This window comes from Bradyrhizobium sp. BR13661, assembly GCF_029892425.1.
Classification (GTDB): domain Bacteria; phylum Pseudomonadota; class Alphaproteobacteria; order Rhizobiales; family Xanthobacteraceae; genus Bradyrhizobium.
The window spans coordinates 80,907-103,395 of record NZ_JARXWB010000028.1 but is presented as its reverse complement, the minus strand read 5'-3'; the positions used below and the strand labels follow the sequence as shown (position 1 = coordinate 103,395).

The 22,489-nt window shown below is 63.0% G+C and carries 23 protein-coding genes; 11 read left to right on the top strand and 12 right to left on the bottom strand.

All coding sequences use genetic code 11. The features are described 5' to 3' along the window. Positions 1–169: 169 nt before the first annotated feature. The 6 genes from M2427_RS32995 to M2427_RS32970 form a co-directional block, all read right to left on the bottom strand. Entirely contained in the window at positions 170–469 is a 300-nt protein-coding gene (locus tag M2427_RS32995) for a copper-binding protein (protein ID WP_280710986.1), read from the bottom strand. A 135-nt stretch (positions 470–604) separates the two neighbouring features. Next, positions 605–1,219: a hypothetical protein gene (locus M2427_RS32990; protein WP_280710985.1), complete on the bottom strand. Its 615-nt coding sequence runs from the start codon at positions 1,217–1,219 to the stop codon at positions 605–607. Then, positions 1,216–2,064, bottom strand: a complete 849-nt coding sequence (locus tag M2427_RS32985) for an ABC transporter permease (protein WP_280710984.1) — start codon at positions 2,062–2,064, stop codon at positions 1,216–1,218. The genes M2427_RS32990 and M2427_RS32985 overlap by 4 nt, the downstream gene beginning before the upstream one ends. Continuing rightward, positions 2,061–2,867 carry an ABC transporter ATP-binding protein gene (locus tag M2427_RS32980; RefSeq protein WP_280710983.1) on the bottom strand — a complete coding sequence of 269 codons (807 nt, stop codon included), beginning with the start codon at positions 2,865–2,867 and terminating at the stop codon, positions 2,061–2,063. Before M2427_RS32980 ends, M2427_RS32985 begins: the two co-directional genes overlap by 4 nt. Beyond that, positions 2,864–3,847 carry a YVTN family beta-propeller repeat protein gene (locus tag M2427_RS32975; protein ID WP_280710982.1) on the bottom strand — a complete coding sequence of 328 codons (984 nt, stop codon included), beginning with the start codon at positions 3,845–3,847 and terminating at the stop codon, positions 2,864–2,866. The genes M2427_RS32980 and M2427_RS32975 overlap by 4 nt, the downstream gene beginning before the upstream one ends. Next, positions 3,832–5,013, bottom strand: coding sequence for an ABC transporter substrate-binding protein (locus M2427_RS32970; RefSeq protein WP_280710981.1), 1,182 nt, complete (start codon positions 5,011–5,013; stop codon positions 3,832–3,834). The genes M2427_RS32975 and M2427_RS32970 overlap by 16 nt, the downstream gene beginning before the upstream one ends. Positions 5,014–5,140: 127 nt before the next feature. On the opposite strand from M2427_RS32970, the gene M2427_RS32965 reads away from it, so the two are divergent. Further along, complete coding sequence (locus tag M2427_RS32965) at positions 5,141–5,641, top strand: DUF3280 domain-containing protein (RefSeq protein WP_280710980.1); 501 nt, start codon at positions 5,141–5,143, stop codon at positions 5,639–5,641. Positions 5,642–5,842: 201 nt separating this feature from the next. Here M2427_RS32965 and fghA read toward each other — a convergent pair whose 3' ends face one another. Both fghA and M2427_RS32955 read right to left on the bottom strand, forming a co-directional pair. After that, positions 5,843–6,688, bottom strand: a complete 846-nt coding sequence (gene fghA / locus M2427_RS32960; RefSeq protein WP_280710979.1) for an S-formylglutathione hydrolase — start codon at positions 6,686–6,688, stop codon at positions 5,843–5,845. A gap of 72 nt (positions 6,689–6,760) precedes the next feature. Then, positions 6,761–7,381, bottom strand: a complete 621-nt coding sequence (locus M2427_RS32955; RefSeq protein ID WP_280710978.1) for a response regulator transcription factor — start codon at positions 7,379–7,381, stop codon at positions 6,761–6,763. Positions 7,382–7,566: 185 nt separating this feature from the next. Between M2427_RS32955 and M2427_RS32950 the strand changes: the two genes are divergently transcribed. Both M2427_RS32950 and M2427_RS32945 read left to right on the top strand, forming a co-directional pair. Continuing rightward, on the top strand, positions 7,567–8,925 hold the full coding sequence (locus tag M2427_RS32950) for a histidine kinase (protein ID WP_280710977.1): 1,359 nt from the start codon (positions 7,567–7,569) through the stop codon (positions 8,923–8,925). A gap of 175 nt (positions 8,926–9,100) precedes the next feature. Further along, positions 9,101–11,575 carry a TonB-dependent receptor gene (locus tag M2427_RS32945; protein ID WP_280710976.1) on the top strand — a complete coding sequence of 825 codons (2,475 nt, stop codon included), beginning with the start codon at positions 9,101–9,103 and terminating at the stop codon, positions 11,573–11,575. 68 nt (positions 11,576–11,643) lie between these two features. Here M2427_RS32945 and M2427_RS32940 read toward each other — a convergent pair whose 3' ends face one another. Next, entirely contained in the window at positions 11,644–12,600 is a 957-nt protein-coding gene (locus tag M2427_RS32940; RefSeq protein ID WP_280710975.1) for a MurR/RpiR family transcriptional regulator, read from the bottom strand. A gap of 252 nt (positions 12,601–12,852) precedes the next feature. On the opposite strand from M2427_RS32940, the gene M2427_RS32935 reads away from it, so the two are divergent. The 6 genes from M2427_RS32935 (at position 12,853) to M2427_RS32910 (ending at position 18,714) form a co-directional block, all read left to right on the top strand. After that, positions 12,853–14,373, top strand: a complete 1,521-nt coding sequence (locus tag M2427_RS32935; RefSeq protein ID WP_280710974.1) for an ABC transporter substrate-binding protein — start codon at positions 12,853–12,855, stop codon at positions 14,371–14,373. 69 nt (positions 14,374–14,442) lie between these two features. Then, positions 14,443–15,387, top strand: coding sequence for an ABC transporter permease (locus M2427_RS32930; RefSeq protein WP_280710973.1), 945 nt, complete (start codon positions 14,443–14,445; stop codon positions 15,385–15,387). Then, positions 15,384–16,244: an ABC transporter permease gene (locus tag M2427_RS32925; protein WP_280710972.1), complete on the top strand. Its 861-nt coding sequence runs from the start codon at positions 15,384–15,386 to the stop codon at positions 16,242–16,244. Before M2427_RS32930 ends, M2427_RS32925 begins: the two co-directional genes overlap by 4 nt. Before the next feature lie 3 nt (positions 16,245–16,247). Continuing rightward, the gene (locus M2427_RS32920) at positions 16,248–17,222 is read left to right on the top strand and encodes an ABC transporter ATP-binding protein (RefSeq protein ID WP_280710971.1); all 975 of its coding nucleotides are present in this window, start codon (positions 16,248–16,250) and stop codon (positions 17,220–17,222) included. Beyond that, on the top strand, positions 17,219–18,184 hold the full coding sequence (locus tag M2427_RS32915) for an ABC transporter ATP-binding protein (protein ID WP_280710970.1): 966 nt from the start codon (positions 17,219–17,221) through the stop codon (positions 18,182–18,184). Before M2427_RS32920 ends, M2427_RS32915 begins: the two co-directional genes overlap by 4 nt. Before the next feature lie 173 nt (positions 18,185–18,357). Further along, the gene (locus M2427_RS32910) at positions 18,358–18,714 is read left to right on the top strand and encodes a hypothetical protein (RefSeq protein WP_280710969.1); all 357 of its coding nucleotides are present in this window, start codon (positions 18,358–18,360) and stop codon (positions 18,712–18,714) included. A 53-nt stretch (positions 18,715–18,767) separates the two neighbouring features. Here the strand turns inward: M2427_RS32910 and M2427_RS32905 are convergent, their stop codons facing one another. Both M2427_RS32905 and M2427_RS32900 read right to left on the bottom strand, forming a co-directional pair. Continuing rightward, positions 18,768–19,853: a prolyl oligopeptidase family serine peptidase gene (locus tag M2427_RS32905; RefSeq protein WP_280710968.1), complete on the bottom strand. Its 1,086-nt coding sequence runs from the start codon at positions 19,851–19,853 to the stop codon at positions 18,768–18,770. Between the two features lie 183 nt (positions 19,854–20,036). Then, a complete protein-coding gene (locus M2427_RS32900; RefSeq protein WP_348521959.1) occupies positions 20,037–20,564 on the bottom strand; it encodes a GNAT family N-acetyltransferase in 528 nt (175 codons plus the stop codon). A 155-nt stretch (positions 20,565–20,719) separates the two neighbouring features. Between M2427_RS32900 and M2427_RS32895 the strand changes: the two genes are divergently transcribed. Next, positions 20,720–21,016: a hypothetical protein gene (locus tag M2427_RS32895; RefSeq protein WP_280710966.1), complete on the top strand. Its 297-nt coding sequence runs from the start codon at positions 20,720–20,722 to the stop codon at positions 21,014–21,016. A gap of 297 nt (positions 21,017–21,313) precedes the next feature. On the opposite strand, the gene M2427_RS32890 is transcribed toward M2427_RS32895, so the two are convergent. Continuing rightward, a complete protein-coding gene (locus M2427_RS32890; RefSeq protein WP_280710965.1) occupies positions 21,314–21,772 on the bottom strand; it encodes a hypothetical protein in 459 nt (152 codons plus the stop codon). A gap of 421 nt (positions 21,773–22,193) precedes the next feature. Between M2427_RS32890 and M2427_RS32885 the strand changes: the two genes are divergently transcribed. Then, positions 22,194–22,337, top strand: a complete 144-nt coding sequence (locus M2427_RS32885) for a hypothetical protein (RefSeq protein WP_280710964.1) — start codon at positions 22,194–22,196, stop codon at positions 22,335–22,337. Positions 22,338–22,489 lie beyond the last annotated feature (152 nt).

The following is a 22,489-nucleotide window of genomic DNA, read 5'->3' as shown; positions in this document are numbered from 1 at the left end:
GGCGGTGGAGGCCTCGTGGTTCGAGACGACCGCTTCGCGGTCTCCTCACCACGAGGGTCTAACATCTCACCGCGAAACCAGACCTCATCCTGAGGAGCCCGCCAAAGGCGGGCTCCTGAGGAGCCCGCCAAAGGCGGGCGTCTCGAAGGATGGCTGCAAAGTGAGACTGCTACTGCTTCTGCAACTTCGTCAGCATGCCCGTACCATCCGTATCGGTCGCGGTGTACGTCACCCTGTCGCCGGCATGGACGGCATCCAGCATTGCGGCGTCCTTGGCCTTGTACTGCCGCAGCGCGCCGGCGCCGCCGGCACTGCCGCCGACCGTGCCTTTCTGCGTCTGCTGGATCGAGATCGTGTTGTTGAGCCTGTTGATGCTGGTGACCATTCCGGTCAGGTCGTCAGCAAAAGCGCTTGATGCAAGCACGGTGATGGCCGCAGCGCCTGCGAGGACGAATTTTGCTGTTCCCATCGAGCCCTCCTGTCGCTGGAGATTCACAGGATAAGCCATCCTAGATCGATTTGGTTCCGGCTGATAGCGCGGCAAACATTAACGATCGCGTTGATGTCGCGGGAACTCTGATGAAAGCTGTCAGCAGCGCTGACGCTATTCCATTTCCTGCTGGATCACGCGCCCGAGCGCGAACAGGCGCTGATCGATCGTGGTCGGAACCTCGCAGACGAAGCGTACCACCTTGCGGCGGTCCTCGAAGATGCGGGTTTCCCAGATCAGCTGGTTGCTCATGGCGTCGACCTTGGCGTCGTCGCGCGGCGTCGCGTCCTGCAACGCCTGGAGCTGGATGGTCTCCTCGCGGATCTTGTCGGCGGCCTCGCGCTGCTTGCGGCTGACGCGCTCCAACCCGCTCATGACCTGGGAGCGCTGGGCGTTGAGCGTGTCGAACAGGCCGGCGAACAGCAGTTTTGCGTTGTTGGTCTTGTCGGCGGCGGAGCCGGCCAGGAATTCCTTCACCGACTTCTCGGCCTCGTCCAGCGGCGTCTTGCGGGCCGCGAGCTTCGAGACCAGCGCGCTGACCTTGCTGTCGTCCTTCCACTTGGTCTCGGCGTCACCGAGCTCCGGACCGGCCCAGACGGCAGCGAGCGAGATTTCCGGCACCTTGGCCTGCGCACAGGGCCAGCTGGGATAGCGTGGATCGGCGGCGTGGGCGGCAGCGGTCGAGACCGCGAACGCAAGGGCCACAAGCGCAAATGTCCGAACGCTCATCCTTCGCCTCCGGCAGGCCCGCGCCGCGCCAGCCCGCGCGAGGGATCATAGGCGAAAATGGCGCCGATCATGAAGACGATTGTGCAGGCTCCGACCACGGCGAGCGAGATCCAGTTGATCTGCCCATACAGCGCGAAACGGATCAGCTCGACCGCATGGGTGAACGGATTCGCCTCGCAGAGATAGTAGAGATACGGGCTGCCTTCCTGAACGCGCCACAGCGGGTAGAGCGCGGACGACGCAAAGAACATCGGGAAGATGACAAAATTCATGACGCCGGCAAAGTTCTCCAGCTGCTTGATGCCGGAGGAGATCAGCATGCCGAGCGAGCCGAGCATCAGCCCGGACAAGATCAACGCCGGCAGCACCGTGAGGTAGCCAATCGGGGGCGGGGTGATATCCCAGAACCAGGCGATGATCAGGAACGCATAGACTTGGAGCAGCGACACCGCCGTGCCCGCGAGCAGCTTGCAGAACAGCAGGAAGCCGCGCGGCAGCGGGCTCACCAGCAGCGTGCGCATATTGCCCATCTCGCGATCGTAGACCATCGAGAGCGAGGATTGCATGCCGTTGAACAGCTGGATCATCGCCATCAGTCCAGGCGCGATGAAGACCTCGTAGAGGATGTAGGTCTCGTGGGGCGGGATGATGGAGATGCCGAGCACTTGCCGAAAGCCGGCGGCAAAGATGAACAGCCACACCAGCGGCCGCACCAGCGCCGAGACGAAGCGTTCGCGCTGATGCAGGAAGCGCAGGCCCTCGCGCCAGACGATGCCGGTGAGGCAGGTCATGTATTCGCTGGCCGAGAAGCCGCGCGGCATGTCTCGCGTGGTGATGCTGCTCATGCGCCGCCTCCGGGCATGATTTGCGCACCTGTCAGGCGCATGAAAGCGGTGTTGACGTCCTGCGCGCCGGCTTCGGTGATGACGCGGCCCATCGGCCCCTGCGCCAGCACCTTGCCCTGATGCAGCACCACGAGGTCGTCACCGGCCATGATCTCGTCGAACAGATGCGTGGCCCAGAGCACACCGATGCCTTGCTCGGTCACGAGCTGGCGGACATGGCTGATGATGTCGGCGCGTGCCTTGACGTCGAGGCCGACGGTCGGCTCGTCCAGCAGCAACAGCCGTGGTTTATGCAGCAGCGCACGGGCGATCTCCAGCCGCCGCATCTGGCCGCCTGAGAGATCGCGCACCTTGCTGCCGGCGCGGTCGGCAAGCCCGATGCGCGCGAGCAGCTCGGCGCTCCGCGCGGTTGCTTCACGCCTGATGATGCCGTGCAGGGCTGCGTGATAGAGCAGGTTCTGCGTCAGCGACAGGTCGAGATCGAGCGTGCGCGGCTGGAACACGACACCGAGCAGTCGCAGCGCCTCGCCGGGCGAACGGCTGATGTCATGGCCAAAGATGCTGACGCGGCCGGACTGGATGCCGAACAGGCGCGTGATCAGCGAGAACAGCGTGCTCTTGCCGGCGCCGTTGAGGCCGAGCAATGCGGTGAAGCTCGCGGGCCTCACGTTGAAGGAGACATCGATCAGGGCCCGGCGCGGGCCATAGGAATGGCTGACACCGTCGATCGACAGCGCCGGCACTGCAGCCGGATCGGGCTTGGGCATTTCCAGTGGTTCGGCGATGGGGGCGGGGCTGGTCATGGCGCGATCGTGATGCCCCAGGGCAATTCGCCGACCTGGATGGTCTTGATCACTTTTTGCGCGGCGATGTCGATGACGGAAACGTCGTTGGAGACGCCGTTGGTGGTGAGGAGATATTTTTCATCCGGCGTGAACGCCATGTGCCAGACGCGCTGGCCGACCAAGAGGTATTTCGTCACCTTGCGCGTAGCGGTGTCGACCACGGCGACGCGGTTGGCGGGGCCGAGCGCGATAAAGGCGGTCTTGTCGTCCTTGGTCATGCCGATGCCGACCGGCTGGATCGCCTCTTTCCGGAGGCCGGGGATCTCGAAAGTGACCTTGCCGATCACCTCGTGCTTGGCGGGATCGACGATCGACACCGTACCGCCGATCTCGGAAGAGACCCACAATTCGGACGAATCATGCTTGTAACAGGCAAAGCGTGGCCGTGGATCGACCAACACGTTGGCAACGATCTGGCGCGATCCTGTGTCGATGAAATGCGCCATGTTGGTCGTTTCGGACGTGTTGATGAGGGTCTTGCCATCAGGGCTGATGGTCATGCCCTCGGGCTCGACGCCGACCTGGATGTCGCCGAGACGGGCGCGCTTCTCCAGATCAATCACCGTCACCGTGTTGTCGTTCTCGTTGGCGACGTAGAGTGTCTTGCCGGCGGCATCCTGGGCGAACAATTCGGGGTCGGGACCGGATGGCAGGGTGTCCACCACGCCTTGGGTCTTGGCATCGATCAGCTGGATGGTGTCGTCGTCGCCGACCGCGACCATCACGAACTTGCCGTCACGCGTGAACTCGATGCCGCGCGGACGCTGGCCGACCTTGATCGTCTTGGTCACCGTCCAACTGTCGGTGTCGATCACCGACACCGTATTGCTCTTTTCGTTCGAGACATAGGCGATGAAGGCATGCGCGGGGGCTGCCGCCAGCACCAGTCCGGGCAGCAATCCCGCACGCAACATCAAAATTCTCATTTCAGCTTGCATTTGCTCTCCGGGCGATCGTAGCCGAGCGTGTCGAGCTCGGAGACCTGGTGCAGAAATCCTTCCTGCGGCGACACCGACACCACCATGCGGCCGTCGACCAGCAGGATCGGCTGGCGGAGCTGCAGATTCCAGTCGCGCAGGGTGAGGCGGGTGCCCTTGAAGGCGGCAACCTCGAAGTTCGGCCCCTTGATGAAGTCCGTGACCTTCTTGACGTCGCCGGAATTGGTGCGCGATGTCGCCTCACCGATCATGCGCACTGCGGTCCAGGCCTGCATGTCGAGCGCGGTCATGCGGCGTGCGTTAAGCTTCATGAAGCGGTTCTGCATCTGCGTCGCGCCCCATTGGTCCTGCGCGGCGTCCCAGCTGCGCGGCACCAGGCCCGCCGAGCCCGCGACGGGCCGCGGATCCCAGGTGCGATAGGGCAGATAGGCGGCGAACACTTCGCTTTCGTCAGCGGCGACCAGCACGTCGTAAGCCGGTGCCTGCTGTGTGAACACCGGCATCTGGCGCTGGATCAGTGTGACCCCGGAATCCGTGCGACGCGCGCCACCGGTGTCCTCGAAGCTGCGCTCCTGCACGATCTTGGCACCGAACCGCGTGGCGGCGCGGCGGAGCGCATCGGCGTAGAGCTTGTCCTGATCATGCGAGCCCACCACCAGCAGCCAGCGCGACCATTTCTTCCACACCAGGTACTGGCCGAGCGCATCCGCCAGCATCGAGCGTGTCGGCGCGGTGTGGATCACATTGGCGCGGCAATCCGCCTCGCGCAGCCGCTCGTCGATGGCGCCGGCGTTGAACAGCAGCGTGCCGCGATCGCGCAAGGCGTCGGCGACTTTGAGAAGCGCATCGGCCGGCAGGTCGGCGATGATGAAGCCGTTGTGTTCGGCGAGCGCAGTCGCGGCCTGGACCGGGTCTTCGCCTTCCTTGACGCGGCGTTCCTCCAGCGTGAAGCGCTGGCCCAAAAATTTTCCGGTGGTGTTGTTGTCCTCGATCGCGAGTTTTGCGCCGGCCGTGCCGTCATTCTCCGCGGGCTGCTCGACCAGCGACAGCGTCGATCTGGTGCCGGCGACGCCGAGATAGCCGACGCCGATCGTAACAGGGTCGGCCGCGAGCGCTTGCGCCGCTGCCAGACACAGGCCGATCGGGCCGAGCAACCATCGGATCATGCTTCCTCCTCACGTTCTCCCCGGCTTGACCGCCGATGGAGAATTGTTTCTCTTCAAGCATGACCGATTTGACAGGGCTTGCAACCCCGGATTTGGTCGTCGCGACGCCACGAGCGGAATCACGATCATGCGAGCGCTGATATGTTTCGCAGCTTTGCTGCTGATGGGGTCGCCGGCATTCGCCGATCCGCCAAAGCTTGCGATCTTCGATTTCGAGCTGGTCGACACCAGCCTGCCCGGCGAGTTCTATGGCTCGAAGCCGGAAGAGGCGCGGCTTGCGCATATCAGCGACCAGCTCCGCAAGGAACTGGCCGAGTCCGGTCGGTTCCAGGTGCTCGATATCGCGCCGGTCAGGGATGCGGCACGTCACAGCAATCTGCAGGCCTGCGGCGGCTGCGACCTCAAGCTTGCCGGACAATTGGGCGCGGACCTCGAGATCACAGGCATGGTGCAGAAGGTCTCGAACCTGATCATCAATCTGAACATCTATCTGCGCGACGTGAAGACCGGCAACATGATCACGGCGGCCAGCGCCGACATGCGCGGCAACACCGATGAATCCTGGTCGCGCACGATGAGCTATCTGATCCGCAACCGGCTGCTGGCGCCGAATTACGGGAGGCCGTGAGTAGATTCTTCTCCCCACGAGCGCCACTGCACCCTCTCCCCTTGCGGGAGAGGGTGGCTCGCCGCGTAGCGGCGAGGCGGGTGAGGGGTATCTGTCCTCGCGAACAGTCGCGCGTGCGGAGAGAACCCCTCATCCGGCGCTTCGCGCCACCTTCTCCCGCAAGGGGAGAAGGGAAGGCAGTGAGCGCTCGGCGCGCAAACCTCACCCCTTCAGCCGCTCCGCATGCCAGTGCAGATGATCGCTCATGAATGTGGAGATGAAGTAGTAGCTGTGGTCGTAGCCCGGCTGCCGCCGCAGCGTCAGCGGGATGTTGGCCTTGGTGCAGGCCGCCTGCAGCAGCTCGGGCTTGAGCTGCTCGTTGAGGAAATTGTCGGCCTCGCCGACGTCGACGAGGAAGCTGGAAAATTTCGCGCCGTCCTCGATCAGCGCCACCGTGTCATGGCTGCGCCAGGCCTCCTTATTTGGCCCGAGATAGCCCGTCAGCGCCTTGATGCCCCAGGGCACCTGAGAGGGCGCCACGATCGGGGCGAAAGCGCTGGCGGCGCGATAGCGATGCGGGTTGCGCAGCGCCACGGTCAGCGCGCCGTGGCCGCCCATCGAATGGCCCATGATCGATTGCCGTTTGGCATCGACGGGAAAATTTCCCGCAACAATCTTGGGCAACTCGTCGGTGACATAGGTCCACATGCGGTAATTGCGGGCGAACGGCGCTTCGGTCGCGTCGACATAGAAGCCCGCTCCAAGGCCGAAATCATAGGCATTGTTGGCATCGCCGGGTACGTCGGGCCCGCGCGGCGAGGTGTCGGGGGCGACGAAGATCAGGCCGAGCTCGGCGCAGGCTTTACGGAATTCGCCCTTCTCGGTGACGTTGGCGTGGGTGCAGGTGAGCCCGGAGAGATACCAGACCACGGGCAGTGTTGCGCCTTCGGCATGCGGGGGAACATAGACCGAGAACACCATGTCGGTTCCGGTCGCGCTGCTCGCATGGCGGTAAACGCCCTGCACGCCGCCGTGGGATCTGTTGGTCGAGACAGTCTGGATCGTCATGCCTGATGGCTCCGTGGCATCTCACCACATCATCTTTGCAATGCTTGTGTGACCGAATTTTGTGGCGCTCTTTTACGCCACGCCGCTGTCGATCGCCAGCCGCACCAGCTCGACCGAGGTCTTGACCCCGAGCTTCTGGCGCATGATCGAGGAGGTGTTGGCGACCGTTTTGTAGGATGATTGCACCAGCCAGGCGATTTCGGACAGGCTTTTTCCAGCGCTGAGCAGCCGCAGGATTTCCATCTCGCGCGCATTCAGCTTCGACAGCGGGCTCTGCGCCAGCGCCGGCCCCGCGAAGGCGATGCTGCGCGCAATCGCGCTGGGCAAATAAGTGCCGCCGCCGCCGACGGTGCGGATGGCCTCGACGAGGTCGTCGGGGTCGCCAGTCTTGGAGACATAGCCCTTGGCGCCGCACTCGATCGCACGCGCGGCGAAGGCCGGGTCGTCGTTCATGCTGAACATGATGATGCGGGCTTCCGGCGCACGCGCGAGGATGCGCCGTGCGAGCTCGAAACCGGAGACGGTCGGCAGGTTGATGTCGATGACGCAGAGGTCGGGGCGCTCGACGATGAAGACGCTCTCGCCGTCCTCGGCGTCTGCGGCCTCCAGGATCTCGATCTCGCCTTCGTCGGCCAGCACGGCGCGGCAGCCGGAGGCGACAATGGGATGATCGTCGACGATCAGAATGCGCATGGGCGTTCCCCGTGACAGCGCCGGCTTGTTTTGCGCCGCATGATACCGAGCGAGACAGACGTGCGTCTCATGTCGGCTCATGCAACCCGGCCGGGATTGCTGTACGCTTCCGATTAGATATCGGGCGCTTCTCTTCTGTCAACGTCGTCGGACGGGTGAAGCTTCGAGGGGCACGGGCGAAAGCAATGTGGCAAAATCTATCCCTGCGCGGGCGTATCAACCTTCTGCTGGCGCTGCTGCTGGCGCTCGGGCTCGCGGTCAACATCGCCCGCCAGGTCGCCGAGGCCGGCCCCCGCGTGCAGGCCGAGGACCAGAGCGTGATCCGGCTCGCGCGCGAGTTCATCGAGATGATCGTTGCCGATCTCAACGAGGCGCCGGATCCCGATGCCAGGCTGAACCGGATCGCGCACGACCTCAACCGTCTCCGCCATGTCAGCATCGCGCTCCGTGATGCCGGCGGGAACCCTCTGACACCGCCGCGGCCCGATGCGGATGACGACACGCCGGGGCCGCCGGCCTGGTTCGTCAGCCTGGTTCATCCCGAGCAGACCGCTGTCAGCGTGCCGGTCTCCGTCCATGGCAAGCCCGGCTCGCTCGTGATCACCTCGCATCCCAATGACGAGATCGCCGAGATCTGGGACGCCATCGTCACCCAGCTGGAGGTCGGCTCGGTGATCGCGCTGGTGCTGTTCCTGGTGACGATGACAGTCGTCGGCCGCGCGCTCGCGCCGCTGCAATCACTGGCGCAGACCATGGGCGAGCTCGAGGGCGGGCATTATGATGCGCGCGTCACGCCCGGCGGCGCGCCTGAGCTCGCTGCGATCTGCACCAGGCTCAATCACCTCGCGGCAACGCTCGGCGAGGCCGTCGAGGACAAGCGGCGGCTTGCCGAGCGCGCGGTGTCGCTCCAGGACGTCGAGCGCAAGGAGATCGCGCGCGAACTGCATGACGAGTTCGGGCCGTATCTGTTCTCGCTGCGCGCGCATGCCAGCGCGCTGGCCAAGCTCGCCGACGGACGTGCGCCAAGCGCGGAGGCCGTGCGAAAGCACGGCGGCGCGCTGCTGGAGCAGATCAACGCGCTGCAGCAGTTCACTCGTCGTGTGCTGGAGCGCTTGCGGCCCGTCGGTCTCGCCGAGCTTGGCCTCGGCAAGGCGCTGGAATCGTTGTCGCGGCTATGGCGGGAATCGCATCCCGACGTCACCATCGAAACCACGATCTCGCCGGCGCTCGGTGTCACGGGTGAGACGGCCGATCTCACCATCTATCGCGTCGTGCAGGAAGCGCTCACCAACGCGTTCCGTCACGCCGGCGCGACCGCGATCGCCGTGGTGATCGAGCCGGCGGAACAGCCGGGCCGCGACGGTCGCTGCTGCGCCCGCGTCCGGGTCAGCGACAACGGCCGCGGAATGGAGCCGGGTCAGAAGCTCGGCTTCGGCCTCGTCGGCATGCGCGAGCGTATCCTCGCGCTCGGCGGCACGCTCAACGTGGCCTCAGGCGAGGGCGGCGTCACCGTGGAAGCATTGGTTCCAACCGCAGCGGCCTGATCGCGCCCGACTTGAACGAGGAAAATTCCCGATCGGGAATAATTCCCGATTCCGTCGGGAAAACGGGTGCGGAGAGCGTACGACCTTTTGAGGCTAGTGCATCAGGTGCCGCCGATTACACTCGTCTCAAACCATCAGGCGAAAATGAAAACAGCCGGTGGTGACGGGTGGGACGATGGGAATGCGCTGGGCTGGACACACGCGACGTCTCCTGATGGCCTCGGTCTTATCAGGGCTGATGTCCGGATTCGTTGTCGCGACGGATGCGCTCGCCGCACAGGACGAGGAAACCAACGTCCAGAACCTCCCCGCGGTCGAAGTGGTGGCGCCGCCGCCCACCGTACGACGTGCTCCGTCGCGCCCCGTGGCGCGGACGGCCGCGAATTCAGGCAAGCCGAGGGGTAGCGGCAGGATCTACGTCTATCCGACGACGCCTGGGACCGGCAGAGGTCTCGAGGTCGACAAGGTTCCGTCGGCGATCAACGCGGTCGACGCCAATCAGATCAAGCGCACCGGCTCGCTCAATGTCACCGATGCGCTGCGCGACAACATCGCTGGCGTCAGCATCAGCGAGGTCACCGGCAATCCGTTCCAGCCGAACGTCGAGTTTCGCGGCTTTATCGCTTCGCCCGTCACAGGCACGCCGCAGGGCCTCGCCGTGTACCAGAACGGCGTGCGCATCAACGAAGCCTTCTCCGACGCGGTCAACTGGGACCTGATCCCGACCGCGGCGATCAGGTCGGTCACGCTGGTGACCAATAATCCCGCCTTCGGCCTCAACGCGCTCGGCGGCGCGATCAATCTGCAGATGAAGGACGGCTTCACCTATCAAGGCGCCGAGCTCGATGTCATGGGCGGCTCGTTCGGCCGCATGCAGGGCTCGGCACAATGGGGCAAGCAGGTCGACCAGAACTGGGGCGTCTATGCCGCGCTCGAAGGCCTGCACGACAACGGTTTCCGCAACTTCTCCCAATCGGACGTGCGGCGCTTCTACAGCGATGTCGGCTACAAGGCGGGCGACAGCGAATTCCATGTCAATGTGGGGGCCGCCAAGAACGATTTCGGCGCCAACGCCACCGTTCCGGCCGAGCTGTTGAACAATTACTGGGGCGCGACCTACACGACACCGCAGACGACATCCAACCGTGTCGGCTATCTCAACCTGACCGCCAAGGCCGACGCGACGCCGACCTGGACGCTCGAAGGCACCGCGCATGTACGCCGCTACGAGCAGAAGATCGTCGACGGCAACCCGACGAACGTCGGCGCGTGCACCGCGGATGCGACGCTGCTGTGTTTCCGCGACGGTGCGACGCCTGCGAACGGCACTGACGGCACCCAGCTCGGCAATCCCTTTGCGCCGGGCACGATCCTGGGCGAGATCGACCGCAGCTCGATACGCTCGACCAGCTTTGGCGTCTCGGGGCAGGCCACCAACACCGATCAGCTGTTCGGTCACGAGAACCGCTTCGTGATGGGCACGAGCTATGATGCCAGCGTCACGCGCTACGTTGCCACCGCCGAGATCGGTTCGATCGGCGAGAACTACGTCGTCAGCGGCAGCGGCGTCTTCCTGGGGCCAACAGGCACGTTCGCGACCGGGCTTGCCGGTCCCGTCTCGCTGCGGACCGTCAATCAATATAACGGCTTCTATGCGATGGATACGTTCAACGTGACGGACGCCTTTGCGATCACGGGCGGAGGCCGCTTCAACGTGGCGCGGATCTCGCTGGAGGATCAGCTCGGCACCGCGCTCAACGGTGACTCCACCTACACGAGGTTCAATCCGGTGATCGGTGGGACCTACAAGATCACGCCGGAGCTGACCGCCTATGCCGGCTATTCCGAGGCCAACCGCGTACCGACACCGCTCGAGCTCGGCTGCGCCGATCCGAACAATCCCTGTCTCATCGCGGCGTTTCTGGTCTCCGACCCGCCGTTGAAGCAGGTCGTGTCCAAGACCGTGGAAGCGGGGCTGCGCGGCACCAGGGAGCTGAACATCGGCACGCTCGGCTGGAAGATCGGCGGCTTCCGCGCCACCAATGATGATGACATCCTGGCTGTCCCGGTGCCCGGCCGGACTGGTTTCGGCTATTTCACCAATGTCGGCAGGACACGGCGGCAGGGGCTGGAGGCCGAGGTCAACATCAAGTCAGCGGCTCTGCAGTTCCAGGCGAGCTACGCCTTTGTCGATGCCCGCTTCCTCGACGCCTTGACGCTCGGCTCGAACAGCCCGTTCGCCGATGCCGCCGGCAACATCCAGGTCTTGCCCGGCAACCAGATCCCCGCGATCCCGCGTCACCGCGTCAAGGTCGGTGTCGACTATGCCATCACCGATGAGTGGAAGGTTGGCGGCAATGCGCTGTTCGTCTCCAGCCAGTATCTGGTCGGCGATGAATCCAATCAATATGCGAAGCTGCCGTCCTATACGGTGTTCAACCTGCACACCTCCTACCAGGTCACCAGGAACGTCCAGGTCTATGGCAAGGTCGACAACGTCTTTGACAACAGGTACGCGACCTACGGACAGTTCTTCGACACCGGTGCTTTGCCGAACTTCGCCAACGGCGGAAACCCCTTCACTGACCCACGCTCGCTGAGCCCGGCAAGGCCGCGCGCGTTCTATGCGGGAATGCGGGTGACATTCTAGATCGGAAAGTCGTGCGGGACCTCAAAGATCATCCGGCAAGGCAAATCGGCTGCTGCCGGCTTCTCGCCTCAATCGCCCAGTGGCCCTTTGGTATCGCCATCGCTCCCTTTCATCAGCTCGTATTTGATCCGGCGCATTCGCGCTTGAGCTTCTAGCGGCTTGCAATAGGCCGTCGAGGCGGCGAGCAGATCGACGGTGGCAAGGAGGGCATAGCGCGACGCCGTCGGCTTGAGGGCATCGGGCGCTTCCGGCACGTACACGCCGAGCGTGATATCGGCGATCAGCGCCAGTCTGCTCTCCGGTTTGGTAATCGCAACGACCAGGGCACCGTATTGCTTGGCGACGCTGGCCGCCGCGATCACCTCGCTCGCGGTTCCCGTGGTCGAGATGGCAATGACGACATCGTCGCGGCCGAAGGTTGCGGCAATCATGCGCATCAGTCTTGGGTCCGAGGCATGGGAGGCGGCGATCCCAAGACGAAAGAACCGGTTCTGCACTTCCGCGGCTGCGAGAGTCGAGCCGCCGCCCACACCGAACGCAACCAGTTTCGAACAGGCGGAGATGGCTTCGGCTGCCCTCTCGATGTCCTCCTTGCGCAGTCCCTCCTCGACGACGGCAATGGCACGCCGGATCTCCTGAAACACCGACCGCCACAGCGCCGGGCGCGCCAGATCCGTGCCGACATGCGGGGGCAGTTCGACGTAGATCCGTCCCACCGCCATGGCTTGCGCCAGCCTCACCTTGAGGTCGCGAACTCCGTGGCAGCCCACGGAGCGGCTGAACCGGGTGACTGTCGGCTCGCTCACGCGCGCCCGACGGGCCAATTCGGCGTTGCTGGCGTGAATAGCAAACGCGATGTCCGCCAGCAGCACAGTGGCCACACGCTGCTCCGACGGGCTGAGATTTGGCGAACTCTGTCTGATGAGAGAGATGATGTCGGCGGCGATGACGTCGTCGTGGCCTTCCGGCGTCGGCGTGGCGTGAGCGGCGGCTCGCACGTTACGACTTCGCTTTGCACGCGGCATGTCCCAGCCTTTTCCCAGGTCCAATCGAGCTGCGCCGCGGGCAGGGCGGCTTGTAAGAAACCTTCAGCTTAGACCAAACGTATATCAAGACCGGCGTCCCCAACAGCAAATTTTCCCTTGTAATTCGTGGCAGCCTGTATGTAATTTTCAAACATAACATAAGGTGCCGCCGGACCCGAGACTGAAGCGGGGAGGCAGGCGACGTGGAACGACCAGGGAGGGACGATCATGAGATGCTGTCCGAGTGTCTTGATGCGTGGTGTCGTCGCGACGGCCGCCGCGTTGTTCCTGCACGCGCAAGCCAGCGCTGCCACCGTGCTGCGCGAGGCCACCATCGGAGAGCCGCCGCCACTCGACGTCATGCTGACCACGGCCGACGTTGCCTCAGTCATCGGCCGTCACATCTTCGAGACCCTGTATGCGCTGGACTCGAGCTATGCCCCCCACCCGCTGCTCGCCGAGAGCGATCGCGAAGAGGACGGCGGCAAGACGATCGTCATCAAGCTGCGTGAAGGCATCCTCTTCCACAACGGCAAGGAGATGACTGCCAAGGACGTGGTCGCCTCGATGACGCGCTGGGGCAATTTCGGTGCGCGTGGCAAGCTTTTGATGGCCGGTGCCATTTCGGTTGAGGCGACCGGAAAGTACGAGGTCACGCTGAAGCTGTCGGCGCCGAATGGCGCCTGGAAGACGCTCATTGCGGACGTCAATGGCGGCCTTGCGATCTATCCGGAAGACATTTCCGTCAATGCAGGAAACAAGCCGATCGAGCAGAGGGACTATGTCGGGACCGGCCCTTACAAGTTCGTGGAATGGCGGCCGAACCGCTATGTCGAGGTCGAAAAATTCGATGGCTACAAGCCGGTGAAAGAGAGAGGCGACGGCTTCGCTGGCGCCCGCGCCGCCATCTTCGACAAGATCCGGTTCATTCCGGTGCCGGATGTCGGCACGCGCGTGAGCGGCGTGCAGGCGGGCGACTATGATTATGCGGAAATGATCTCTGGCGACTTGTATGAATCGCTGAGCAAGGACCAATCGGTTCAGGTGCAGCGCTCGAACGCGCCGATCTTCGGCCTTTTCTTCATGAACTCCAAGCAGGGGATCCTGAAGGACAATTACAAGCTCCGCCGCGCCATCCAGACTGCCTTGGACAAGTCGCAGGCCCTGCGCGTCGCCTTCGGGCCCAAGGACCTCTGGAACGCGGAGGGCTCGATCTTCCCCAAGGGCACGCCATGGTATTCGACGGAAGGAGTCTCCGGCTACAGCGCGCATGATCCGAAGACGGCCAAGGAGCTCGCGAAGGAGGCGGATTACACGGGAGCGCCCATCCGTCTCCTGGTCTCGACGAACTACCAGGCACACTACGACGAAGCTTCCGTCTTCACGCGCCAGTTGGCCGACGCCGGGATCAACGTCCAGATGATGGTCGTCGATTGGGCGACTCTCCTCAAAATGCGAGGCCAGCCGGAACAATGGGACATCTTCGTCACCCACCATTCGTTTTCGGCCGATCCGCTGCTGCTCACGTTCCTCAACGCGAGTTATCCGGGCTGGTGGGACAGTCCCGAGATCGGGGCGCTTCGGGCCGAGCTGATCAAATCGACCGACGCTGCGGTTCGAAAAGCCACCTGGGACAAGATCCAGACCCTGATCTACCAACAGGTGCCGGTGATGAAGGTCGGTGATGCCTACACGTACGACATCGCGTCCCCCAAGCTGAAGGGACTCAACCCGAACGGTCCGGCGTTCTGGAACGTGTCCACCAAACCGTAATCGGCAATGAGGTCATGAGACGTGTCGGGCACCGGCGCTTGCCGTAGCAGTTGATCGGCGCACAAGTACATGTGGTCTTACGCTTTCAAGCGTGCGGGAACGACGGCTGTGACGCTGCTGGCAGCGTCCGTCATGATCTTTGCGTTCATCCATGTCGTACCGGGGGATCCCATCTACGTCCTGCTCGGTGACACCGCGACCGCGGACCAGATCGATGCCTTGCGACATCAGCTCGGCCTCGATCAACCCATCATCCTGCAATTTGTCACCTGGATGGGCCATGTGCTCGAGGGTGACCTCGGGCGGTCGATCTTCTTCCAGGCGCCGGTGTTGTCCGTGATTGCCGACGGCGCCGAGACCAGCATCCTGCTTGCCACCATGACGATGATCTGGGTCGCGGTCATCGGCGTGCCGATCGGCATGATCGCGGCGGTCCGGCACGGCACGTGGCTGGACCAGGGCCTGTCAGGCGGGGCGATGTTGATGGCCTCGATACCCACATTCTGGGTCGGGCTGTACTTGATCCTGATCTTTGCCGCCTGGCTGGGCTGGTTTCCAAGCTCGGGATATCCCTCGGTCTTCGAAGGCGGACCCGCAAATCTCCGCTATCTCGTGCTGCCCAGCCTCGCGCTTGCGGCGCCGAACGCCGCCTTGATCCTGCGGCTGACGCGCGCCAGCATGCTCGACGTCTCCCGCGAGGATTACGTGCGCACGGCGAGGGCGAAGGGCATCCGGCCATGGCAGGTCGTGCGCCGCCACATCTGGCGCAATGCGCTGCTGGCAGTCGTCTCGGCGTTCGGATTCACCTTCGCCGCACTGCTGTCGGAGGCGGTGGTGACCGAAACCGTATTTGCGCTGCCCGGCATCGGCCGGCTCGTCGTGCAGTCGATCCTTCGCCGGGACTATCCCGTGATCCAAGGCGTCATACTGGTCATCGTCGTGGTGTATCTGCTGGTCAACCTGATCGTCGACCTGAGCTATCGTCTGCTCGATCCCCGGGTCGAGTTGCAATGAGCAGCAACAGCGCGACCTTGTGGCTCAGGCCGTTCTTCGCTCGCCCGATCGCGCTGGCGGGGCTTGCGGTCTTGCTGGCGACCGTGCTCGCCGCAGCCTTTGCTCCGTGGCTTGCGCCGTTCGATCCCTATGCCATCGATCCGGCGATCCGCCTGACGCCCCCGAACGCAGTCCATTGGTTCGGTACCGACCAGTTCGGCAGGGATACGCTGTCCCGCGTCATCCACTCGGCGCGGATGGCGCTCCTCATCGGCTCGGGCGTGGTCGTGTTCGCTCTCGCCACGGGCGTGCCCGTCGGTGTCCTTTCCGCCCTGTTCCCGCGTCTCGGCCACGTGCTGATGCGCATGGTCGATGTTCTGATGGCCTTTCCGACGCTGCTGCTCGCACTCGGGATGATCGTGGTCCTGGGACCGAGCGTGGCCAATGCCATTCTGGCTATCGGGCTCGGCTACATGACGACGACGACGCGCATCGTCTACGGGCTGACGTTGCGCTTGCGCGCGGAAACCTATGTCGAGGCATCGCGCAGCATGGGTGCCGGGACGACCTGGCTCATCAGCCGGCACATCCTGCCAAACCTTGTGTCGTCGCTTCTGGTCCAGGCGAGCTTCGTCTTCGCGTTCTCGCAACTTGGCGCGGCTTCACTGGATTTCCTGGGTCTGGGCGCTCCGCCCGAGATTCCGAGCTGGGGCAACATGCTGGCGGAATCGCGCACCTTCATCACGCGCGCTCCATGGCTGCTCATCTTCCCGGGCGTCATGATCGTGGTCACGGCATTTTCGCTGAACCTCGTCGGCGATGCCCTGCGCGATCGACTCGATCCGCGGTTCCGTCAGGTCTTCGGCGAGAAGGGGTAGGCGGTGCTTTCTGTTCGCGACCTTACGGTATCATTGGGACGCGAGCGCGCGACCGTCGACATCGTCGCTGGCGTGTCCTTCGGCCTGGCCAAGGGCGAAATCCTGGGGCTTGTCGGCGAATCCGGCTGCGGCAAGAGCATGACCTCGCTGGCCATCATGGGATTGTTGCCGCAACCCGGCCCGCGCGTCCGCGCCGGGCAGGTCATGTTGGATGGCTGCGATGTGACGCAGTTGCAGCCTTGGCAGCGTGTCGAAGCGGCCCATGGCCGCATGGCCATGATCTTTCAGGAACCGATGACGTCGCTCAACCCGGTCCGCCGGATCGGCGATCAGATCGCCGAGGCCGTGCGCGTGCACGAGAGAGTTTCGGGCGCGGCGGCGCTCTCCCGCGCGCGCGAGCTGCTGGAGCTGGTGCGTATGCCCGACCCCGCAATGCAACTGTCGGCCTATCCGCATCAATTGTCCGGGGGGCAGCGCCAGCGGGTCATGATCGCGATTGCGCTTGCATGCAGGCCCCAGGTTCTGATCGCCGACGAGCCGACCACGGCGCTGGATGTCACCATTCAGGTCCAGATCCTCGGCCTCTTGCGCGAGCTGTGCAATCGTCTCGACATGGCGATCTTGTTCATCACCCACGACATGGGAGTCATCGCGCAACTCGCCGATCGCGTATCCGTGATGTATGCGGGCCGCATCGTGGAAACCGCGTCGGTTCGTGCGCTCTTCGGCAAGCCGGCTCACCATTACACCAGCGGACTGATGGATTGCATGCCGACGCGAAATCCGGGCGCGCGCCGCTTGCCGACCATATCGGGCCAGCCACCGGCGCCCGGCAGCGTGGCTGCCGGTTGCGTCTTCGCCTCACGCTGCGTCGCCGTACGCGACCTTTGCCGCGTGGAATCCCCGCCCCGCGCGGAGGTCTCGCAAGGGCACGAGGTGCTCTGCGCGTTTCCCTTGGATGACGGAGGGGCGCGATGAACGGCGAGGCCATTCTCGAGGTCCGGGAACTGAAAGTCTCCTTCGATGTCAGGCGCGGAGGACGGAAACAGCGGTTGCAGGCCGTGGACGGCGCCTCGCTGTCGCTGGCCGAGGGCGAGGTGCTCGGAATCGTCGGCGAGTCCGGCTGCGGCAAGACCACGGTGGGACGATCGATCGTTGGGCTGGTCCGGCCCGACAGCGGCCGCGTCAGCTTCAAGGGAGCCAATGTGATCGGCGTGCGCGGTGCGAGCCTCCGCACCATGCGTCTGAACGTCAGGATGGTGTTCCAGGATCCCTACGCATCGCTCAACCCGCGGCGTGCGATCGGGGATGCGGTGGCGGAGGCAGGCGACATCAATGGTTTCTTCAGCAGCCGTGCCGAGCGCAGCGCAGCGATCGCTGACACATTGGCGGCCGTAGGCCTCGATCCGTCGTTCGCCGCACGCTATCCCTATGAGCTGAGCGGCGGGCAGCGGCAGCGCGTCGGCATCGCGCGAGCCATCCTTCCCACGCCGTCCATCGTCATCGCCGACGAACCGGTGTCGGCACTCGACGTGTCGGTGCAGGCCCAGGTGCTCAATTTGATGATGGATCTGCGCGAGCAACTGAGCCTGTCGATGCTGTTCATCTCGCACGACCTCGGCGTGATTGGACGGATCAGCAGTCGCGTTGCCGTCATGTATATGGGCCGGATCGTGGAGCAGGCCGGGACGCGAATGGTCCTCGATAATCCCCTCCACCCCTACACGCAGGCCCTGGTGGCAGCGATCCCGAAGCCGGATCCGTCGATACGGATCCAGGGTGCAATCGAAACGGGCGAGCCGCCAAGCCTGTTCAAGCGGCCGAGCGGCTGCGCATACGCGCCGCGTTGTCCCATCGCGAGCGATCGCTGCGGGGCCGAGGCTCCCGAATTGCGATCCGTCGGCGCCGACGGCAGGAGAGTTGCCTGTCACAACGTGTAGCGGCCGGCGCGGCCGGGTGCCGTCGCGGCCTATGGTAGGTTGTTTCGAGATTTGCGTACGGCTTGAATGCGTCAATGAATTTGATCGACGACAAGGCAGCCTGTTGCCAGCTGGCCGTAAGCTCCCCGGCGTTATAGTGGCGTCATGCACCCGAGCACGACAGGGCAGAGACAATGTGGATCAAGACACTCCTGCTGGGATTGAGCTTGACGGTTTGTGCAGCGCTTCCAGCCGACGCGCGGTCGGGAGGCGTTGGTCATGACGATCCCCTGAATTCAGAGCACATCGACGTCCTTCCCAGCGATATCAGGCAATATATTGCCGGCATATGCAAGGGGCGCGCGCGCGCCCAGCACGACTTTGCGACTTATCTGCCGTCGGAGAAGCGATGGCGCATCAACCTCGAATATCTGCATTGCGAGGGGCTGGGCGAGTTTCGTCGCGGAAACCAATGTCTGAACGTTGATTTCGTCGGCGAAGGGTCGCACTTCCACCTGGCGCGCAAGAGCTATGCGGATTGCGGCTTCTGACGGCCAACCGCTGGCCCACTTTGGGAGCATCAGACTCTACGATGACTTTGCTGCTACGGCGCTTTCGCCAACGTCCTGGCAAAAAACTCCTGCGCTGCCGCGATCGCCTGACGATGGGTGTCCGCCTGCGGAACCTTGAAGGTGCACCACTGCGGGAATGTAGCCCGACCGGCGTCGGTACAATCGGGCAAAAAATCGGTGTGACCGACGCCCGGCAGCCGTAACAGCGTCGCCCCGGGGATCGCCTTGGCCGCGATGAGGCCGTTCGTCGCCGGCGGCACGTCGATGTCATCATCGCCCAGCATGATGCTGACCGGCTTGCGCATGGCTGCGAGACTCGCGGGATCGAGCAATTGAATGGGCCCCGGAGCCATGACGAACGCCGCCTGCACTTCGGACAGGGCATGGCTTTCGCCAGCGCGGGCAAGCTCGGCGGCGATGTCCGGCGAGGCCCGGGTTTTACTCTGGTCGGCTAGCGTCGTCGGTGTTCTGTCGCGCGCGCGCTGATGACAGGTACCATCGTCGGGATTCTCGGTGCAGAAGGCGACAAAACGATCGAAATCGAAAGATCGCGCGCCCGCCGCGACAAGCGCCGTATATCCGCCCCACGACAGTCCAGCCGCACCGACGCGCGCTCTATCCAGATGCGGCCCAATCACAGGGTCATTTTCGGCGGCCGCGAGCGCCGAACGCAGATCCTCGGCGCGGTCCCAGGCCAGGAGCATGGCCGCCGTCGTCTTCACATCGTCGCCGTTATCGCCGGGGTGGTCGACAGCGATCACCACATAGCCGGCGCGGGCCATAGCGATCCCGAACCAGCCCACCATGCGAGCGCTGGCGCCACCACCAGGCGCCAACAGCAGGATCCGACGCAACCCGCCATCGGCGAAAGGCGCGTCGAACGCGACCGCTCCGACTTCGAACAAGGGCTTGTGCGGTGGGCCGACGACCAATGGCTGCTCTACCGCATCTTTTGCTGCCGGATACCAGACGGTGAAACGCAATTGGTCGCGATGCTCCGCGTCGCGCAGGGCGGCGGTCTTTTCGGTGGTCACACGATGCGTTTCGCCGACAGGGTCGGCATGCGCGCGTTGGAGTGACAGGAGAACGAGCAATGCCGCGCCGAACAGATATCTCACCTCAATGCTCCCGTGCATTGAAAATTCCCCAAAGCTTGCAGCTCGCGTGCCAAAGGCAGAACGCCTTCGCCTCGCTCCACACGCTTGATTGCCTTCAGTTTGCAAGCGGTCGGAAACTGACGGTTCTTTCCTCTTGCTGCCACAGGTCATCCTCGAAATGCCCGTCACTGCAATTATCGTGTCTCACAGCTCCTTGGTGAAATGATAGCGACGAATACCTCCGCCCAAAGTTTTGTTGCTGGTTGAATCGGCGACTTCCTCACGAACCATTTGATATTCAGAGGCCCTGTAAAGTGACAGCGCTTCGCGCTGCAGCTCTGAGGTGCTCAAATCGATCCGCGGACAATTCCGCTTGCGGCATTCGTCTTCCGCAAACCTCAACATCATTCGTGCGATACCCCGGCGCCGAGCGTCTGGATGAACGTACATGCGCCGCAACTCCATCCCCGCAGTTGATGAAGTTTCGAGTCCAAACATGCCAACGACTGTTTTGCCGTCGACTGCTACCCAGAACCCGCCTTGCCGCCGTCTGTAGTAGCGGCTGATCTGACCAATTTCTTCATTCAGGGACACTGCGATGTACTGCTCAAACGCTTCCGCCATGTGTGGAGGCGCAAGAAGTCGATTGACCCTGACGAATAGACGACGGACTTGGTCCGCGTCCTCTTCAGTAAACGGCCGTATGATGATCGTAGGTTCCAGCTGATCCACCTGCTGCGCTAGTCACGTCCTTCGGAAAACGGCAACACGTGGCGTCCATACTATCGAACTGCGTGAGCGAGATCACGGTCAACCCGCTTCAATTTCCGGATACTGCATCCGTCGATCATGAACGATCTTCTTAACCCAACGAACAGGAATTTCCCATGAATCGCTTCATCATTCCCGTTGTTGCAGCTCTCAGCATCCTTGCCGCCACTTCAGCCATGGCGCAAAACTCGATGGCATTCGTGCCGCACGGGATTGGCTATGACAACAAGCCGGTACTGCCGAAAGACCCGCCGACTAAACCCGTCGGCTACAGGAATCCGGGCGTGACAAATATCGTCTCTTGCAGCAAGGAGTGCATGTCTCCGACCGGACTCTACAATGTCTGCCGCAACAACCTGACCGGCGCAATCGTCTCGAAAACTGTCGTTGATATCAACGCATGCATGCATTGACGGAGGCAGGACTAGTCAACGGGCTCCGGGAAATGACGAAAACCCCGGACCCCGCCCGGCTTCAAGACCACCGACCCGAAGCAGGTTGGGTCGCGTTCGGTTTCGGTGTTTTTCGAGCCTGACCGCCGAAACACGTGCCGAATTGCCCCGCATCCTCTCGAACCGCGGGCCCTGGCGACCGTCGGCCTGAAGGTCCGCTGTGGGTCAAAGGCTGCTCTCGGTAGCCAGCACTATGAAGCGGACATCAGACTGTTCTAGGTTGGTGTCAGTCGTGGGCCATTAGCCGTCTCGACCGTGTCAGCCTTTGCTCGGAGCGGCTGCCTTTCGGCCATCCGGTCTGACGAGCGCTGCAAGCAATAGGAGAAACGGGCAGCCGAGCCAAAGAGCGAAGCCCAACTTAGCGCCTCTCACAACGTACTTTACGTCGGCAACAGGAACAGAAGTCAACGTGACGGTTGATACGGCAAGCGCTGTAGCAAGCCCCGCAAACACAATTGCGAGATAGCGCGGTATCGGCAAGGCGGAAGCCAGCATCAGCGGATTGGCAAACCACCCGAACTGCCCGATCAAGATACCCAAGGGCCCTAAGAGCAGAAGCCACCATCCGGCCCACTCTTCCGTAGGCGTGTCATATGGGGGATGAATTGACGTTTGGTAGGCCGAAAATGCTGGCACGAACAGTGACGAGATGAACATCAGAAGCGCCGCCAAATACAGCGTCCATTTGATTTGCGTTCGGCGAGCGTCCGAAATCATAAAAGGCAATCCTCGAGAGTGCAATTCAGAGCAATCTCAGTCTGCGCGGTACAACCGAGGCCTTGGTTGCATAGATCGAAATCGTCTACCTTGAATGCGAGCTACCGTTTAATTTTGAATGAACTTTGACCGCCAGGTCTGCTCAGGGTCAATCACGTCGATTTCGGCACGTCGCCACTATGTCCGGTCTGGCCTCGACTGCTGGCATGGCGGATGCCATTGCGATCTTCGCCTTCGGGCCACAGCAGACCACGGTCGTTCAAATGGAAGCCCCGTGTGCTTGCCACGCTATAAATAGCCAAACGGCCGCAGCCGGTAGTGAAGCTAAGAAACCCGATAGGAAGGGACCTTTCTCTGCGCGAAGCCCGATGAGAGTGAAACCGGCAAACCACGCGGCATAGGTGCCGAGCAGGATGTTCCTTTGAGCCTCGACGCTCGCGCGCTCATCAAGTCCGAACAGATTTATGGTCATCAACAAGTAAGCGGCTATTGGAAACAGCATCAAGAAGCAGCCGACCCCGCCGACGACGAGTCCGACGACAAGGCCAAGGAGATAGCGACCTGAAGGAGACCAGTCGGAAGATGCCATCGACGCCCCGATGATTGGTGCGCAACCTAAAGGAAGTGTCGGTTGGTTGTATGAACAAATGGTTTAGTCGACCTGTGTGAAGGTCAGGCCCGCTTTGGGTCAAAGGCTGCCCTCGGCAGCCAACATGC

What these genes read in the sequence shown, in the direction of transcription:
- M2427_RS32915 (WP_280710970.1), top strand. Translation starts at nt 17,219, where the DNA reads ATGAACGGCGAGGCCATTCTCGAGGTCCGGGAACTGAAAGTCTCCTTC.
- M2427_RS32950 (WP_280710977.1), top strand. Translation starts at nt 7,567, where the DNA reads ATGTGGCAAAATCTATCCCTGCGCGGGCGTATCAACCTTCTGCTGGCG.
- M2427_RS32945 (WP_280710976.1), top strand. Translation starts at nt 9,101, where the DNA reads ATGGGAATGCGCTGGGCTGGACACACGCGACGTCTCCTGATGGCCTCG.
- M2427_RS32925 (WP_280710972.1), top strand. Translation starts at nt 15,384, where the DNA reads ATGAGCAGCAACAGCGCGACCTTGTGGCTCAGGCCGTTCTTCGCTCGC.
- M2427_RS32895 (WP_280710966.1), top strand. Translation starts at nt 20,720, where the DNA reads ATGAATCGCTTCATCATTCCCGTTGTTGCAGCTCTCAGCATCCTTGCC.
- M2427_RS32940 (WP_280710975.1), bottom strand. Translation starts at nt 12,600, where the DNA reads ATGCCGCGTGCAAAGCGAAGTCGTAACGTGCGAGCCGCCGCTCACGCC.
- M2427_RS32965 (WP_280710980.1), top strand. Translation starts at nt 5,141, where the DNA reads ATGCGAGCGCTGATATGTTTCGCAGCTTTGCTGCTGATGGGGTCGCCG.
- M2427_RS32985 (WP_280710984.1), bottom strand. Translation starts at nt 2,064, where the DNA reads ATGAGCAGCATCACCACGCGAGACATGCCGCGCGGCTTCTCGGCCAGC.
- M2427_RS32930 (WP_280710973.1), top strand. Translation starts at nt 14,443, where the DNA reads ATGTGGTCTTACGCTTTCAAGCGTGCGGGAACGACGGCTGTGACGCTG.
- M2427_RS32890 (WP_280710965.1), bottom strand. Translation starts at nt 21,772, where the DNA reads ATGATTTCGGACGCTCGCCGAACGCAAATCAAATGGACGCTGTATTTG.
- fghA (WP_280710979.1), bottom strand. Translation starts at nt 6,688, where the DNA reads ATGACGATCCAGACTGTCTCGACCAACAGATCCCACGGCGGCGTGCAG.
- M2427_RS32955 (WP_280710978.1), bottom strand. Translation starts at nt 7,381, where the DNA reads ATGCGCATTCTGATCGTCGACGATCATCCCATTGTCGCCTCCGGCTGC.
- M2427_RS32975 (WP_280710982.1), bottom strand. Translation starts at nt 3,847, where the DNA reads ATGCAAGCTGAAATGAGAATTTTGATGTTGCGTGCGGGATTGCTGCCC.
- M2427_RS32995 (WP_280710986.1), bottom strand. Translation starts at nt 469, where the DNA reads ATGGGAACAGCAAAATTCGTCCTCGCAGGCGCTGCGGCCATCACCGTG.
- M2427_RS32910 (WP_280710969.1), top strand. Translation starts at nt 18,358, where the DNA reads ATGTGGATCAAGACACTCCTGCTGGGATTGAGCTTGACGGTTTGTGCA.
- M2427_RS32935 (WP_280710974.1), top strand. Translation starts at nt 12,853, where the DNA reads ATGCGTGGTGTCGTCGCGACGGCCGCCGCGTTGTTCCTGCACGCGCAA.
- M2427_RS32980 (WP_280710983.1), bottom strand. Translation starts at nt 2,867, where the DNA reads ATGACCAGCCCCGCCCCCATCGCCGAACCACTGGAAATGCCCAAGCCC.
- M2427_RS32990 (WP_280710985.1), bottom strand. Translation starts at nt 1,219, where the DNA reads ATGAGCGTTCGGACATTTGCGCTTGTGGCCCTTGCGTTCGCGGTCTCG.
- M2427_RS32970 (WP_280710981.1), bottom strand. Translation starts at nt 5,013, where the DNA reads ATGATCCGATGGTTGCTCGGCCCGATCGGCCTGTGTCTGGCAGCGGCG.